The organism is Spirulina subsalsa CS-330 (genome assembly GCF_028330765.1).
Classification (GTDB): domain Bacteria; phylum Cyanobacteriota; class Cyanobacteriia; order Cyanobacteriales; family Spirulinaceae; genus Spirulina; species Spirulina subsalsa_A.
On sequence record NZ_JAQMTY010000099.1, the window covers coordinates 1 to 15,499 of the forward strand.

Genomic DNA, 15,499 nt, shown 5'->3' on the forward strand with positions numbered 1-15,499 from the left:
ATCGTAATCACGATCGCGCTTGGGGTCTTGGGGGTCGCGGTTTGCTTTGAGCCGCTTCATCCAAAGCTTATGTTGTTTTTTGATCTGTCGTTGTCGGGCTGATCCGCCGCTGCCTTTATGATTCCGACCACGACGGCGGGGGGATTCCCAGCGTTTGAGTCGCATGGTGGTGTTGTGAAACTACAGTTTGTAGTATAGCACGGATGAGCCGGGACATTTTTAAGAAACAGGCGCGATCGCCGGCGTATTCAGCAGCAAACCATACTCAATCCCTTCTACCACCGCCCGATAGGACGCATCGATAATGTTGGTCGAAACCCCCACCGTCGTCCAACGTTCCGCCCCGTTGCTCGACTCCACCAACACACGGGTAATCGCGTCGGTTCCCGATGCACTATCGAGAATGCGCACTTTGTAGTCCGTGAGGTAGAAGGTCGCCACATCAGGGTAGAACTTGACTAACGCCTTGCGTAGTGCCGCATCCAGGGCGGACACCGGGCCATTCCCTTCGGCAACTTCAAGAAGGGGCTGATCGTCAACGCTGGCTTTGATCGTGGCGATCGCATTATTGTCGTAAGAATGCTCCATGCCCTGCAAAATATCGCAATGCACCTGGAACCCCTGCAAAGTAAACAACGGCTGCCGCTGCCCCAACGCCGAGCGCATCAACAGTTCAAAACTCGCCTCCGCCGCCTCGAACTGATACCCCTCGCTCTCCAGTTGCTTCAATTGCGTCAAAATTTCCCGGCACACCGTCCCCTTCGGATCAAGTTCAATCCCAAAGGTGCGGGCTTTAGCGAGGACATTACTCAACCCCGATTGATCGGAAATCACGATCCGCCGCTCGTTCCCCACCGCTTCCGGTGCGATATGTTCATAGGTAAGGGGATTTCGCGCCACCGCCGACACATGAATGCCGCCCTTGTGGGCAAAGGCCGAGCGACCCACAAAGGCCGCGTGATCGTTGGGGGCTAAATTCACCCATTCACTAATCGCTCGACTGGTGGAACTCAACTGCTGCAACTGTTCCGGCGCGATGCAGTCATAGCCCAGTTTTAATTGCAAATTGGGGATAATGGAGCAAAGATTCGCATTGCCGCAGCGTTCGCCGTAGCCGTTAATCGTCCCTTGTACCATCGCCACGCCATCGATCACAGCGGCGATCGCATTGGCCACCGCCAGTTCTGAATCGTTGTGAGTGTGAATCCCCAAACGCGGCGCGTCGGGGTGTTCCCGGAGGTCAGGAAACGCGGTGAATACCCCTTGCACAATCTGGCTAATATCATGGGGCAGCGTGCCGCCATTGGTGTCACAGAAGACGAGCCATTCCGCCCCGGCATCCCAGGCGGTTTTTAGGGTTTGCAGGGCATAGTCCGGGTTGGCTTGGTAGCCGTCAAACCAATGTTCTGCGTCGTAGATCACCCGTCGCCCTTGGCTGCGGAGATATTCGATTGTGTCGCGAATCATGGCGAGGTTTTCGGCCAGGGTGGTTTTTAACCCCGCTTCGACATGGAGATCCCAGGACTTCCCAAAGATGGTCACCCAGCGCGTTCCGGCGGCGAGAATGGCTTGAAAGAGGGGGTCTTCGGCGGCGAGTTTGCCGGGGCGACGGGTGGAACAGAAGGCGACGATTTCCGCTTGGCGGAGGGGTTTTTCTTGGAGTCGCCAGAAAAATTGTACATCTTTGGGGTTTGCTCCGGGCCAGCCTCCTTCAATGAAGGGAATCCCCATTTCATCGAGTTTTCGGGCAATTTTGAGCTTGTCGTCAATGGACAGGGCGATGCCTTCCCGTTGAGCGCCATCGCGGAGGGTGGTGTCGTAGAGCCAGATTTTGCGTGCCGTGTCCATTGCCTGAGGGATAAGGGGTGTTGAATTCAAGGGGGGAGGGGCGATCGCTGCCCTGCAATCCTGAGACTACGTTAAGATCAGCCCATTGATGCGTCGAGTCTGCATCACGAGAGTCTTCAAAAATTGTAGCGAGAGATTGTCCCCAATCAGGAAAACCGATGCCAACTGTAACAGCCCAAGGAAAATCCATCCCCTGCGAGACCGGCGCGAATCTTCGCCAAGTCCTCCAAACTGCCCAAATTGACCTCTATAACGGTAATGCCCGTGTGCTTAACTGTCGCGGCTTGGGTTCCTGTGGAACCTGTGCGGTCAAGATTATCGGCCCGGTGTCCGAGCCGAAGTGGAAAGAACGATCGCGCCTATCCCTCCCGCCCCACAAAGCCGACAGCGGCCTGCGCTTAGCCTGTCAGGTGAACGTTTTGGGCGATATTACGGTGCAGAAATGCGATCGCTTCTGGGGCCAGGGCGATCGCATTCTCTGGTAACGAGGTCAGGACGCAGCCCTTAACGCACCATCACTTCCAATTGATTGCCGCTCTGGGTTAGCACCTGTTCGAGCAACACTTCAAGGGATCGGGCAAATTGAGGATCATCCACCGTCCCGATCCGGTTGTTGTTGAGTTGCAGTTCTTCCCGCTCCTCATCGCTCAGTTCCACCACCACATCCGGCTGAATTTTCTTGTCCTTGGTAATGCTGCGGCCGTTGGGGGTGCGATATTCTGCGATCGTCACCGCCAAGCCTGAGCCATCACTCAAGGGACGCACCGACTGCACCAACCCTTTACCAAAACTCTCAGTCCCAATCAACATCGCCCGCTGATTATCTTGCAAGGCAGCAGAGACAATTTCGCTTGCACTGGCCGAACCGCCGTCAATCATCACCACCAGGGGTTTATCCGTCAGGGCGGTGTTGTTCGCCACTTGGCGTTCCACTTCGCCGCGACGGTCATGGGTGGAGACGATTTTACCCTCATCGAGCCACATCCGGGCAATGTCCACGCTGGCGTTGAGGAGTCCCCCCGGATTTGAGCGTAAATCGAGCACATAGCCAACCACCGTATCCGGCCCGTTCATCGCTTCAAACTTTCGGAGTGCCTCGCGCATATCTTGGGCGGCGTTGGCGTTAAATTGGGTGAGGCGAATATAGGCCACATTGCCCGATCGCGTTTCTTCCACCCGAGTTCGCACTGGGTGAATCTCAATGCGATCGCGCACAATCGGAAAATCAATCTCGCGATCGCCCCGTTGGATCGTCAAAATCACCTCTGTGCCGCGTTCACCGCGAATCAGTTGCACCGCATCATTCACCTCCATCCCCAAGGTGTCTTGACCATCAATTTTCGTAATGATGTCTTTGGCAATAATCCCCGCATTGAACGCCGGGCTATCATCAATGGGCGACACGACGATTAAGCGATCGCTCTCCTCATCCTTCGCAATCTGAATCCCCACCCCTGTTAACGACCCCGATGTGTCGATCTGCATATCCTCGAACTCCTTGGGGTCCATGAAGCGCGTATAGGGGTCATCCAGGGTTTCAAGCATCTCACGGATCGCCGTATAGGCTTCCTCGTCATTCCCGTAGGATGCCTCTAGATACTGGGTGCGAATCTGCCGCCAATCCTGTTGGTTAAATGTGGCATCCACATAGTAACGATTGATGATTTGCCACACTTCATCAACGACTTCCTTGGGGCTACTGCTCAGATTTAAAATTTGACCTTGGGAAAGATGTAGCCCAGCGCCGGTCACTGCCACAGTGGTCAAGATAAACGCTGTTGCTCCAAGGACAAGTCCACGTTTTGCCAATACCATAAACACTTGTTGGGATGAGGAGAAGAACTTAAGCACACAAGCTCACTCTAACATAGGATTTTGGGACTGGCTTGCCGATTCCCCCCCTCGGCTGGGGTACATTCAACCGGAATGATCCCATTGATTTTCCCCTTGAATCTGCCGGTCTGAGGCGATGAACCCACGGCAGGGTCTAGTAAAATTCCATCGACTTACAGTGTTTCCCTCGGTGAGTCACTTGTTCTCCTTCTGGGGTAATTTCAATACATTCTCCTTGTCCGGTGTTGGCATTCCGAACATAGAAAATCAACCATAGCCCCATCGCTATCAAGAAAATAATCATAACCAAGCCAATTTCTTGGAGTCTGCGATTCCAGTCAGACATGAGCACTCTACCCTCAATGGGGAGGTTGGGGGAATGATTGGGTGAACAACGGGTGGACAACCTGTAGAAGTGCCATCGGAACAATCGAGGGTATCGATGACTGAGCAAACGACAGATCAATCGATGGGGTCAATCAAGTCGGACATATAATCTCCGGAGCGACAGACTCAGACCTGAAATCGATGACGGCGTTAATTGTGGTTATGCTCTTGATCGCATTCGATTGATGATGGGATCAACAAGTGTGGAGAGACAACCACATAAATCAATAAGTTTTACGATCGCTGCATAACACATATCTTGATCTTATCGGTGCTGTCCTCTGAAACCTGATTTTTTTACCTTTCGTGATAATAAATGCTCAACGCTGCGATCGCCCTCATTCCCCTGTGATAATCCGACGGGATTGAGTCTCTGCGGGGGGATGGGTTTAGGGTTGGGATGCGGCTTGTACCCATTGGGTAAGACCGGCGGCGATCGCCTGCGCTAATTGGGTTTGCGCTTGAGGATTCATGATCCATTCAAATTCATCGGGGTTAATCATAAACCCCAATTCCATGAGGATCGTGGGGGCAATTTGGGGCCGGGTGAGGGCGAGGTTATTCCAAAACACCCCATAGGACGGACGATCTAATTCTGTTACTAAATAATTGTGCAAAAACACCGCTAAATCATGGGCTTGGGGATGATACCAAAACATCCCGATTCCGGCGGTATTTTCCGCGTCGCCATTGTCGGGGAGGGCATTGTAATGGACGGAGAGGGCGAGATCCGGTTGCTGCTGGGCGATGTAGTCCATGCGATCGCGCAAGCCCAGATCCACATCCGCCGTCCGGGTCATCAGCACCGTTGCGCCCCGTGCTTCGAGGGCCTGTTTTAACTGACGCGATACGGCCAAATTTACGTCCTTTTCCGGTGTGCCATCGGGCCCCCGCGCTCCCAGTTCCGCCCCGCCATGGCCAGGGTCAAGCACGATCCGCAGTCCCTGTAATTGCCCCCCGGAAATTTGGGGCGGATGGCGGAGGAGGAGATGGAGACTGCTGCCCTCGTCGTAGCGGAGGTCGTAGCCCCATTGTTGGGCGGTTTTGAGGTGGAAGGTGTAGGTGATCGTCGTGGGGTTGACCTGTTGCCAATCGAGGCGGCGAATTAGGGGGCTATCGTTGAGCCAAATCGTATCGGTTTGAGCGATCGCCTGGTGCAAGGTGAGCGAAAACTGATCATCTTTTTGCGTCACCGTCACCGGAACCGGAGCCGTCAAGGGAAACACCACCTCAGTCCCCCCCGCCACGGGTCGCCCGCTGAGGCTGCGAATCGTGGCCGGGGGAGCCGCCGCCCCGGTTAACACCCGCGTTTCGTCGGCATTGATCCACGCGCCATAGTCTAGCCGCAACCAATTCCCCTCGCGCCCGGTGACCGTGGCGCGGGTTCCCGTCGGTAAGGGGGTGAGGCGAGAATAGGTGGTGCTGGGGCCGGTGCGGGCCGTGCCACTGGCGGCGGTGACTTCAATCACCGGGCGTTGATCGGGGGTGAGGATGGCGATCGCCCCCGGTGCGGTTTCTTGGTGGGTTTGCCCAGATCGGGTGAGGGTGTAGATGGGTTGGCCGAGAGAACCCGGTTGATCGGCGGTGAAGCAGGTTTGGTAATGGGTGGTGGTGCGGGGGATGGGGGCGTTTTGGGTGGTGAGGATGGCGGTGTTGCTGGGGAGTTGGGCGGTGCTGGGTTGGGGAGCGAGGGGGAAGGTTTGGCCGCTCAGGGTGGCGGTGACGGTGCTTTGGGGAGGTGCGATCGCACTTAAACAGATCGACTCACCCGGCAGCCGTTCGAGATCTTGCATCGGTTGGAGGGAGTCGGGTGCAAATGTGACCCCCGTGGGCAGCACTTCCACCGGGCGACGAATGACGGTGAGGGTCGTTGTTGCCTCCCCAGTCTGGATCGTAAAGCGGTTTTCGCCCAGTTGCAGGGGAAAACTGGGGGCAAAATGACCCTGGGAACTTTGACGAATCGCCGTACCATTGACCACCACCGGGCCATCAGCCGTACCAATCAGGAAAATTTGCGCGGCGGTGGTTTCATGATCATTGGGGGGATAGACCAGGGAAACGGATGCGGCGGCGGGGGTTGCCATCAGACTCAATCCTAAAAGACAGGCACTCACTCCAAATCGTCCCATACTCATCCCCTCGCCCATGAAAAAGTTGCTTTTCACTGTACCATTCTTCGCTGTGGAGCCGGAGCCAACACCAAACGAACAAGGGGCTGAAGCCCTTTGCCTGCTCATAAATTCAGATGAGGATTGCACACAAATATAAGGACACGACCAAAATCGTCGCTTCACCCACAGCACGGGATGGCGTGAACCACCCCGTGTCACGGCTTAAAACGAGAACGTGGCCCGCAACGCCCCAATCAACACCGTATCGTTGTTGGCATTGTGCCCCGGATTAAACACCGCCACTAAACCCGGTGTAATTGTGATGTTGTTGTTTAAGCGCCAGCGATAAAACGCCTCTAAGTGATAGGCCGTATCATCCCGACCGCCATTAAATGCGGTGCTACCCGTTTTAAAGAAGCTCGGAATATTTCCCAGCACTTGACCATTGGCGCTTAAATTACTTTCTGTGATGCGGGGTGGCATACCAAAGAAGATGCCGCCAAAATTCCCCTCGGCAAACAGATCCGGGAACTGCAACGACAGCATCCAATTGTTGGTCTGTACTGAACCGTCGAAATTGAGTTGATGGGAGGTTGTCCAGCCCACCCAGCCGCCGAGGGTCACACCCTCGGTAATGGCCCAGTTGGCCGTGAGGCCAATGGCGTTGGTTTCGAGATCCACACCATTAAGCGACGACACTTGCTCATCGCCCACAAAGGTATTCAAGAAGCCCTGGTTCGCACCGGATTGACCATTGAGAAAATAGAGCGCAATATCCGTATTGCGGGTGGGCGTGACGAGAGCCTGAAGCCCCATCGTGTAGGCTTTACCGATGAACCCTTCGGTGGCAACATTCGCAAACGCTGCCGAATAGACCCCCTGCACACTCAGAATCGGTGTGGCTTGCCAGTCAAAACCAGCCCCGGCACTGGTTCCCCCCAGTTGGATGATCGGGTTGCGCTGGGCAAAACGAGATATGGGGCCAAAGCCGGCACTTTCGACGCGGGACGGGCCACGGAAGACGTTAACGGGGTTCACGCCTGCGGGGCCGATGATCACCGCTAGGCGATCGCTGACGCGCTGGCGATAGCTGGCATCGCTGAAGATGAGGCTGTTGGTGGTGTCGGATTCGTAGCCTAAGCGGGTGAAGTTGTTGTTCACCAGGCCATAGTTGGCGGGGTCGGCGACGCTGGTGTTGAGGTTGCCGGCTTGCATTCCGGTGAGCAGGTAACTACCGGGGCCAAATTGGGTTAGGAAGGTGAGTTGGGCGTTGTAGCCAAAGCTGACTTCATCGTTGGGGTCGGCGGTGTCGGTTTGACCATCGCTGCCGATCGCACCTGTGGTGTTGTTGCTGAAGTCGACGGAGTTGCTGAAGCGGTTTTGTAAGCCGAATACCACTTGACCGTAGAGTTTGGTGGTGGTGGAGAATTGGTTATCTTCGAGGAATTTCACCCGGCTATCGAGGTTATCGACTCGGCTGCCGAGGTTGGCGAGTTCGGTTTCAAATTCTTCGGAGAGGCGACGCAGGATCTCGAAGTCTTCTTGGGTTGCGAAGTTGGCGGAGGTTTCAGCGAGGAGACGCTCCATGGTTTGCAGACATGCGTTCAGCCCAGCGGCGAATTCGTAGCGGCTGAGGGCGGTGTTGCCCCGAAATGTGCCGTTGGGGTAGCCTTTGAGGCAGTCGTAGCGGCTGATCAGGTCGCTGAGTGCGGCGTAGGCCCAGTCGCTGGGTTGCACGTCGGAGAGTTGGTTTACTCCGGTGAGTTGGCCCATCGGTGCGGTGGGGCTGAGGTCGCTAAATGTCGGTTGCGGGGTGGGGGTGAACTGGCTCAGGTTGCGATCGCTTACCGTGCTGCTGCCGAGTTCGGCGGCGGTGGTGCTGGCTGCGGGCAGTTCAGGCAGGGCTTGGGCTTGGGCGGCGGTGGTGCTGGCAATGAAGGCGGTTGAACTGAGGCTAAAAACACTGACGAGCGAAAACAAGGGCGGGTTACGCATCAAAGTTAAGCATGGTTGAAAGGGATATCATTGCGCTCGTTAGATTGGTAGTGGATGATCCAGACCACTCCAGAGATTTCAGGACGATATCACGGGTTCATGAGTTTTGGCTATCTATTCAATATTTCCGTATTCTTACCGTGCTTGAATTCATGGCCGAAATATTGCGGGATTTTACCCTATGCATCGAAAAATAGCGTTGTTTATTAGGTTTCACCGTTTGTACTTTTTACCGTTTATAATCGTGGAACTTTTTGGTCACTGAACCATGCAATACAATGTCCTTCTCTCCGCTGCGATCGCCCTCGGTCTAGTCTCCCTAGGTGGGGTTTCGGATGGTGCTTATGCACAACAAGTCAATGCTCTGTCCTTCAGCTCCTTCAATCCGGCCACCCGCGAGTTGGTTCTCAGGGATAGTCGGGGGATTATGACTCTCTCTCCTTCTACTACGATCAATTCCAATAGTGGTAGCATTTCTGTTACAGACTCTCGTACCATCCACACTGACACCGAGAATTCAAACCCCACCGGCCGACTATGCTATGACTCCTGCCTTAACACCCGTTACTACTTTTCGAGCCCATTCTCCATCTCCGGGTCTGACGCCTCTGGCTCGCCGGTATCCACCAGTCCATTAAACTTCGAGTTATATGTACTGACCAATGGATCGAATAATTCGCCTCTTAATATTCTTGCTGGCGGCGGGGTTTTGTTCGACGCTTCTAACTCTCGTCCTTTCCCCATTGGGTTCTCCCCCTTTATCCCTCCGACTCCCACCCCGACACTCACTCCCACCCCTACGCTTACGCCCACCCCTACGCTTACTCCTAGTTCACTCAATGTACCGGAGTTGAACGCCGCTCGCCTCACCCTACCCGAACCCACCACCCAACCCGACCACCCCAACGCACTAAATAATCTCGCCGCTAATACTGCACCGGGCGATCGCGTTTTCCGTCCCAACGGCATTCATACCCGCATCATTCCGGAATGGAGTCCCGGTTTGTATCAGTAATTAATTGATAATTTTTTGATTTTGATATTAGGACATTTACCAAACGTGGGGAGCAAGTCGATTGGGTGGCTTGCTCTTTTTTTTTGCGATAGATGGGATGGGCGCGATCGCAAGGAATTTCGGGTCTTTTACGCTGTGCAGCGGAATTTTTCATCGTTTATACTTGTGGGACGTTTTGGTGAATGACCCATGCAATACAAAATTCTTCTCTCTGCTGCGATCGGCTGCGGTGTGCTCGCCCTAGGTGGGGTCTTGGATGGGGCTTTGGCACAAGTCAATGCTCTGTCCTTTAGCAACTACAACCCTACCACCCGTGAGTTGACTCTCACTAATGCTCGCGGCATTTCGACAATTGATGCCGCGATCGGTACTGCTAGTGGATTTTCTACTACGCCCTCGATCACGTCGTCTAACTTGGTTCACGTTGACTCTCCTAACTCCAACCCAAGCGGTATTGTGTGTTCCTCAGCATGTTCTGTTAGTTATGTCACCAACTCTACACCGTTTACCATTTCAGGGTTTGACTCATCTGGTGCGCCCTACACCACGCCCTCCAAAGACTTCGACATATATATTTTGGAATTTGGGGGCAACGGCGGCTCTCTTTCGATTTCGGGTGGGGAAGGTGTCTTATTTGACTCATCCAACTCCAATCCCTTTCCGGTGGGGTTCACTTTCAATGCACCTCCCACTCCGACACTCACTCCCACTCCGACACTCACTCCCGCCCCGACACTCACTCCCACCCCGACACCTGCTCCTGTTCCCAGTTCAATCAATGTACCGGAGTTGAACGCCGCTCGCCTCACCCTGCCCGAACCCACCACCCAACCCGACCACCCCAACGCCCAAAATAACCCCGCCGCTAATGCTGCACCGGGCGGCCAGAACCTCCGTCCTAACGGCATTCACACCCGCATCATGCCCGAATGGAGTCCGGGGCTGTATCAGTAAGTAAGTTAGGAGTTTGCCAGGTCATTCACGATAACTCTGGGGGCAGGTCGCGGGTGCGGCTTGCTCTCTTTTTTATAGAAACCAAAATCCAGAAAGAATGCCAACACACGATCAACCCCTCCCCATAACGTCTTCCTAATCTCGTCAGGATCAGACCGTGCGCAGTTGAGCCAATTGAGCTGCCGTCAATCCCGTCGTTTGGAGAATCAAGTTTTCGTCCATCCCATTAGCCAGAAGAGCTTGAGCAATTTCGAGCTGGGTTGCGGTTCGCCCCTCTTCGCGTCCTTCCCGACGAGCCGTATCAATGGAATTTTGTAAATCACGGTAATATTTGAGGCTATCTTCGTAGGAGCGCACCTGTTCCGGGTTGAACTTGGCAATTTCAGCCACTTCAAACAGCTTCTCAAATACGGATTCCTGAAGTGGTGTGGGAATTTCATCAATGCGGGTGAGGTTGCGCAACACATAAAGCCACTTGTCAAACCGACTGTTCAACTCATCAACTGTTTTGTTGAACTTGGGCATTTCAAGATAGATGAACGTGAGCTTGTCATAAAATACCTTGCATGTTTCAATGTCCGTTAGCTTCACATCGTAGCGGTATTTGTCGGGGTCATCTTGATCCGCTTCAAAGACAAAATCGAGCAGCGCGATCGCATATACCGCTTGGAGCTGGTAGTCCCATTCCCCCCGTTTCGCCTGCTCTTGAATCGGAAAGCTGGTGTAATACACTGTGCGATCTTTGAAAAAATCCTGTTTGCTCTTTTGCAACTCAACAATGAACTTTTCACCCCGTTCATTCTCACAGTAGAGGTCAAATATAGCCTTGCGATCGAGGGCAGTCGTGCCTAATTGCTCATTTTTGATGTAGTTGAGCGAGGTGATTTTACCCTGTTCTTCCTTGAGCAGTTCGTTCAAGAAATCGAGCAAGAGGTCTTTATTCGGTTCTTCTCCGAAGATTTTTTTAAACCCATAGTCGGTAAAGGGGTTGATGTATTTTTCTGTGAATTGATACATCGCCATGGCCGAGAATTCTCTCAGATACTCTTGTTCTATTATAGGGGTCGAAGCACCCGGACAAGACGTTTATCGGGCGGGTGTGTCGAGGCTTTGAGTTTTTGGGGTATCAGTTTGACCCAGAGGGGTTGGCGGTGGCCCAGAAAACGATCGACCGGATGGTGGCAAAGGTAGACCAGCTTCATGAGCAAGGCGCGGATGATGTCCGGGTTGGAGCCTATCTACGCCATTGGTTGAGTTGGGTGAAGGGCGGCTTGGATGCGATCGCAAAGAATTTCGGGTCTTTTACGCTGTGCAGCGGAATTTTTCATCGTTTATACTTGTGGGACGTTTTGGTGAATGACCCATGCAATACAAAATTCTTCTCCCTGCTGCGATCGCCCTCGGTCTAGTCTCCCTAGGTGGGGTCTCGGATGGTGCTTATGCTCAAGTCAATGCGCTGACGTTCATTAACTACAATCCGACCACACGTGAGATGACGCTATCGAATTCTCGCGGCGTTGCGACAATTAACTCTCTGATTGGCAACACTACCGGCAGTGGCACTGCATCTATCTCCAACAGCTTACTCCTCACCCACGTAGACTCAATATCCTCCAACCCAGGGGGCGTTCTGTGTAATGTGTCGTGCGACTACGTATCCTTTTCCGATAGCCCCAGCTTTTCTATATCCGGGTTTGACTCCTCGGGAACGCCATTCACCACTCCTGCACTAGACTTCGACATGTTTGTGTTAACGAATGGAGGCAACGGCGGCTCTCTTTTTATTCCGGCTGGGGGGGGTGTCTTATTCGACGGCACCAATAGCAATCCCTTTCCGGTGGGGTTCACTTTCAATGCACCTCCCGCCCCGACACTCACTCCCACCCCTACGCTGACTCCCACCCCTACGCTGACTCCCACCCCTACGCTGACTCCCACCCCTAGTTCACTCAATGTGCCTGAGTTGAACACCACGCGCCTCACCCTGCCCGAACCCACCACCCAACCCGACCACCCCAACGCCCAAAATAACCCCGCCGCTAATGCTGCACCGGGCGATCGCGTTTTCCGTCCCAACGGCATTCATACCCGCATCATTCCGGAATGGAGTCCGGGGCTGTATCAGTAATGAATTGATCATGGTTTGAGTTTGGATTAAGTCATTTACCAAACGTGGGGGGCAAGTCGATTGGGTGGCTTGCTCTTTTGCTTTCGTTATGCTCATTTGATGCCAGGGTTACGGGGAATATCGTTGATGAATCACATCATCTTTTACCGTGTTGCTGGCCGAAATATTGAAATCTTAAGAGTGGTCAGCGGGTTCCGAGATTTGGAGAATGTTTTTGAGGATAACTGACCTAAAACCTTGTCGGAAAAGACTACGATTCATTGGCTTCTTGGATAAATCAATGCACTAAATTTCAGTACATCGGTATTTGTGCAAGCGGTTTAGGGTTTGACTCTGCCTAGAGAGATTGCGCGATCGCCACACAAGCGGCTAACGCTGCCGTCGTTTTAATCGCTTGGGGGTTGATGTGGGTCGCACTCGCGGCGTGGCCGTGGTCGTGGAGGGCGGTGATCAGGTGCGATCGCTTCGGTAAATCTAACTTGCCGCGCTTGCCGATGGCTTGGAGGGTGTAGAAATAGGGCGGCATTTGGGCTTCAGCGGTGAACAGATCCAGCAGTTGGCCACAGTCACGCCAGTCCCAATTGTGAGCGATCGCCGCCATCGCCGCCACCCAATCGCGATCGTGCAACGGCCCCAACCACAGCGGCCCCGATACCGTCAGCGATCGCATCCCACAGCCACAGGTCGCCCGCCCCAACTGCTGCCACCCCAGGGTTTGATAGTCGCCGCAGGTGTGACAATAGCCCAACCAGCCATAGTCCTCAGCCTTGGCGCAGCGTTGGGGGATGAGTTGCGCCCAAACGCGATAGGTTTCCCCCGTAAAAAAAGCAAACCCCGGTTGCAGGCCAAACCCTAAAGCCGTTGCCTGTTGGTGCAATGCCCCCAGGAGAATCCGGAGGCCCTGCTCATGGGCGGCAGGGTGCGATCGCGCCACCACCCCATAGGCCGTCAAGAGTTTATTCGGAACATGGCCCGTCAGCGATCGCCCGTCGGTACTGGTTCCATACACACATCCATGCAAGCGCGTCGCCCCCAACGCCCGCTGCAACTCCGGCAACCCATCCCCAAAACAATCCACATCCACCAAATCGTAATAGTCCGCCGCCCCACCACACCGACTCAACAACCGCCGCCCATTCTCCAGCGTCAGCCGATGGGGGATAGCGTCGAGATTGTGCCCCAGATTGGCCGTGAGGATTGGCTCTAGATCCGGATTCCCCTCATTTACCCAGAGAAAATCCGCCCCACTTTCCCGACCGTAACGGAGCGATCGTACCCCACAACCCGCCATCACCTCCAACACCCGCAACCGCCCCAACCGCTGCCGCAACACCGCCGCCGCCACCACCCCCAAATCTCGCACCATCCGGCTCTGGGGACGAAAAAACGCCGCCCCCACCTGAAACGCAACCCGCCCCTCTTGCCGCCATCCTGTATCCATCAATTAACTGCAATCCCAATGACCCCCGCCCGCCAGGAGCATCGCAATCACTGCTGTTGACGGCCCTTCATAATCTGTTCCCGCAGCGCCATCAACTGATCGCTCACCTCCGTTGAAACCTCCGACGTTTCCCCCGTCCCCGCATTGGGCATCACCGCCCCCGTCAAGTCAGCATTACGGAAATTTGTCTCATTGATATTGGCATCAATTAACACCGCATTCACAAGCTTGGCCCCGATCAGATTAGACCAGCATAATTTCGCTCGATACAGTTTCGCCTCGGTGAGATCTGCCCCGCGCAACGTCGTCCAGGACATATTCGCCGCTCGCATATTCGCCCGTTGTAGGTTAATCCCCGCCAAATTCGCGCTATTCAAAAACGCCCGACTAAAATCTGCATCGCTCGCATCGGCGTTGGTGGCATTGACCCCGTGCAACACGGCCCCCGTGAGGTTGGCGCTGTGGAGATTCGCCCCCATCAAAATGGCATTGGTGAAATTCGCCTCGGTGAGGTTCGCTTCCATGAGTAGGGCTTTCATCAACTTGGCCCGTCCCACATGGCAATTCACCAAACGCGCCCGGCTCAAATCCGTATCCCGCAAGTCCGCCTCACTGAGAATCGCATTGGTAAAATCGGCGGACTTTAAAATTGCGCCTTGTAAATTGGCGGCACGTAAACTGGCATCTCGCACCTTTGCGCCGGTCATGTGGGCTTTGTAGAGGTTGGCGCTGATCAGGTTGGCTTCGGTGAGATTGGATTCGAGGTGGGCTTCGGTGAGGTTGGCCTCGCGGAAGTTGGTGCGAACCAATTTCGCACCAATTAAATTTGCGCCCGCTAAATCAGCTTCACGGAAATTTGCTTCGCTCAGATCGACTCCACCGAGAAAGGTGTTCCGGAGATCGACCTTCTGGAAGTCTCGTTCTCCACTAGCGTAGCGTTGCAAAAGTTCTTCCGTATCCATGATTATCGGGTCTGTGATTGATTAGGGTGCATGATCGCTAAGGATCTGAGTCTTGGGGGTTTAGGATGACTCAACTGAGCGGCTTATACTATACTTTCTTGCCTACATCCTCCTATTCTGGGCATTTTTTCGATTCAGAACGAATATTGTATCAAGGGACAATATCCAGGATCGAGCAATGTCTAGGGCTAATCCTTACTTATTTTAGAGCGTCTTTGGGTTTAGAGTGTTTTTCGATGAGAAGTTTGCAGAATTGCAGCGAATTGGGCTCAAGATTGGGAAATCCGAGCTTGGGGGGTTCGGTTCTACCCCTCAAGCTGTGGGGTTATGATCGCTACAGTGGGGCTAACGATTCTAAAACGATATTTCGGCAGAGGACAGAACCATGAACAATCACCATGCTGCGATCGCCAATTTCTTGGATGCCAACCACAGCCAAAATGAGTTGTGGCAATATATGCAAACCCTCAACGCAGACACCGCCAGCCAACTGTTTCAACCGAGCACCGAAGCGGCTCAAGTCATGGAAGGGCAGATCATCGGCCTCTTGGGTGGACTCCCACCCCAGCAGTTTGATGTGAGAGTGAGCACCACTCGCGAGCAATTGGATCAATTGCTCGCCTCAGCGATGATGGGGGGCTATTTTCTCCTTGACATACTCCCCCACTAAACCCTACGGGCTAGAGTGGGGGATTCTGAACAGCCAGTTACCTGACCATTTATCCACTCAAACAACGAGAGTTGCAGAGGGTTGCTAGGCTCAACGACTCACGCCATTGATTTATCCTGATTTCTCAAATCTGTTAATTCAGATTTAGCCGTAAC

Annotated in this window: 13 protein-coding genes; 6 read left to right on the top strand and 7 right to left on the bottom strand. The window is 53.9% G+C overall.

Going from position 1 to position 15,499, the window contains the following annotated elements; translation table 11 throughout:
- Positions 1-219: 219 nt before the first annotated feature.
- Entirely contained in the window at positions 220-1,848 is a 1,629-nt protein-coding gene (gene cimA / locus PN477_RS06650; RefSeq protein WP_272120672.1) for a citramalate synthase, read from the bottom strand.
- A 158-nt stretch (positions 1,849-2,006) separates the two neighbouring features.
- Here cimA and PN477_RS06655 point away from each other — a divergent pair, with 158 nt between their 5' ends.
- Entirely contained in the window at positions 2,007-2,333 is a 327-nt protein-coding gene (locus tag PN477_RS06655) for a 2Fe-2S iron-sulfur cluster binding domain-containing protein (RefSeq protein WP_272120674.1), read from the top strand.
- 19 nt (positions 2,334-2,352) lie between these two features.
- Here PN477_RS06655 and ctpC read toward each other — a convergent pair whose 3' ends face one another.
- From ctpC to PN477_RS06670, 3 genes are all read right to left on the bottom strand, one after another.
- The gene (ctpC, locus tag PN477_RS06660) at positions 2,353-3,663 is read right to left on the bottom strand and encodes a carboxyl-terminal processing protease CtpC (RefSeq protein ID WP_334310532.1); all 1,311 of its coding nucleotides are present in this window, start codon (positions 3,661-3,663) and stop codon (positions 2,353-2,355) included.
- 794 nt (positions 3,664-4,457) lie between these two features.
- Positions 4,458-6,197, bottom strand: coding sequence for an N-acetylmuramoyl-L-alanine amidase (locus tag PN477_RS06665; RefSeq protein WP_272120677.1), 1,740 nt, complete (start codon positions 6,195-6,197; stop codon positions 4,458-4,460).
- Between the two features lie 204 nt (positions 6,198-6,401).
- The gene (locus PN477_RS06670; RefSeq protein WP_272120680.1) at positions 6,402-8,174 is read right to left on the bottom strand and encodes an iron uptake porin; all 1,773 of its coding nucleotides are present in this window, start codon (positions 8,172-8,174) and stop codon (positions 6,402-6,404) included.
- Positions 8,175-9,024: 850 nt separating this feature from the next.
- Here PN477_RS06670 and PN477_RS06675 point away from each other — a divergent pair.
- Entirely contained in the window at positions 9,025-9,189 is a 165-nt protein-coding gene (locus PN477_RS06675; RefSeq protein ID WP_272120683.1) for a hypothetical protein, read from the top strand.
- A 189-nt stretch (positions 9,190-9,378) separates the two neighbouring features.
- Complete coding sequence (locus tag PN477_RS06680; RefSeq protein ID WP_272147101.1) at positions 9,379-10,143, top strand: hypothetical protein; 765 nt, start codon at positions 9,379-9,381, stop codon at positions 10,141-10,143.
- 150 nt (positions 10,144-10,293) lie between these two features.
- On the opposite strand, the gene PN477_RS06685 is transcribed toward PN477_RS06680, so the two are convergent.
- On the bottom strand, positions 10,294-11,160 hold the full coding sequence (locus tag PN477_RS06685) for an Rpn family recombination-promoting nuclease/putative transposase (protein ID WP_417158763.1): 867 nt from the start codon (positions 11,158-11,160) through the stop codon (positions 10,294-10,296).
- A 101-nt stretch (positions 11,161-11,261) separates the two neighbouring features.
- Here PN477_RS06685 and PN477_RS06690 point away from each other — a divergent pair, with 101 nt between their 5' ends.
- On the top strand, positions 11,262-11,552 hold the full coding sequence (locus PN477_RS06690) for a hypothetical protein (RefSeq protein WP_272147102.1): 291 nt from the start codon (positions 11,262-11,264) through the stop codon (positions 11,550-11,552).
- A 332-nt stretch (positions 11,553-11,884) separates the two neighbouring features.
- Positions 11,885-12,271, top strand: coding sequence for a hypothetical protein (locus tag PN477_RS06695; protein ID WP_272120693.1), 387 nt, complete (start codon positions 11,885-11,887; stop codon positions 12,269-12,271).
- 337 nt (positions 12,272-12,608) lie between these two features.
- Here the strand turns inward: PN477_RS06695 and PN477_RS06700 are convergent, their stop codons facing one another.
- On the bottom strand, positions 12,609-13,712 hold the full coding sequence (locus PN477_RS06700) for a tRNA (guanine-N1)-methyltransferase (RefSeq protein WP_272120695.1): 1,104 nt from the start codon (positions 13,710-13,712) through the stop codon (positions 12,609-12,611).
- A gap of 47 nt (positions 13,713-13,759) precedes the next feature.
- Positions 13,760-14,674: a pentapeptide repeat-containing protein gene (locus PN477_RS06705; protein ID WP_272120698.1), complete on the bottom strand. Its 915-nt coding sequence runs from the start codon at positions 14,672-14,674 to the stop codon at positions 13,760-13,762.
- A 385-nt stretch (positions 14,675-15,059) separates the two neighbouring features.
- Here PN477_RS06705 and PN477_RS06710 point away from each other — a divergent pair, with 385 nt between their 5' ends.
- The gene (locus tag PN477_RS06710) at positions 15,060-15,344 is read left to right on the top strand and encodes a DUF760 domain-containing protein (protein WP_272120699.1); all 285 of its coding nucleotides are present in this window, start codon (positions 15,060-15,062) and stop codon (positions 15,342-15,344) included.
- Positions 15,345-15,499 lie beyond the last annotated feature (155 nt).

Bases quoted from the DNA above. Each gene is read 5' to 3' on its own strand.
- cimA (WP_272120672.1), bottom strand. From the start codon at position 1,848: ATGGACACGGCACGCAAAATCTGGCTCTACGACACCACCCTCCGCGAT.
- PN477_RS06655 (WP_272120674.1), top strand. From the start codon at position 2,007: ATGCCAACTGTAACAGCCCAAGGAAAATCCATCCCCTGCGAGACCGGC.
- ctpC (WP_334310532.1), bottom strand. From the start codon at position 3,663: ATGGTATTGGCAAAACGTGGACTTGTCCTTGGAGCAACAGCGTTTATC.
- PN477_RS06665 (WP_272120677.1), bottom strand. From the start codon at position 6,197: ATGGGACGATTTGGAGTGAGTGCCTGTCTTTTAGGATTGAGTCTGATG.
- PN477_RS06670 (WP_272120680.1), bottom strand. From the start codon at position 8,174: ATGCGTAACCCGCCCTTGTTTTCGCTCGTCAGTGTTTTTAGCCTCAGT.
- PN477_RS06680 (WP_272147101.1), top strand. From the start codon at position 9,379: ATGCAATACAAAATTCTTCTCTCTGCTGCGATCGGCTGCGGTGTGCTC.
- PN477_RS06685 (WP_417158763.1), bottom strand. From the start codon at position 11,160: ATGTATCAATTCACAGAAAAATACATCAACCCCTTTACCGACTATGGG.
- PN477_RS06695 (WP_272120693.1), top strand. From the start codon at position 11,885: ATGTTTGTGTTAACGAATGGAGGCAACGGCGGCTCTCTTTTTATTCCG.
- PN477_RS06700 (WP_272120695.1), bottom strand. From the start codon at position 13,712: ATGGATACAGGATGGCGGCAAGAGGGGCGGGTTGCGTTTCAGGTGGGG.
- PN477_RS06705 (WP_272120698.1), bottom strand. From the start codon at position 14,674: ATGGATACGGAAGAACTTTTGCAACGCTACGCTAGTGGAGAACGAGAC.
- PN477_RS06710 (WP_272120699.1), top strand. From the start codon at position 15,060: ATGAACAATCACCATGCTGCGATCGCCAATTTCTTGGATGCCAACCAC.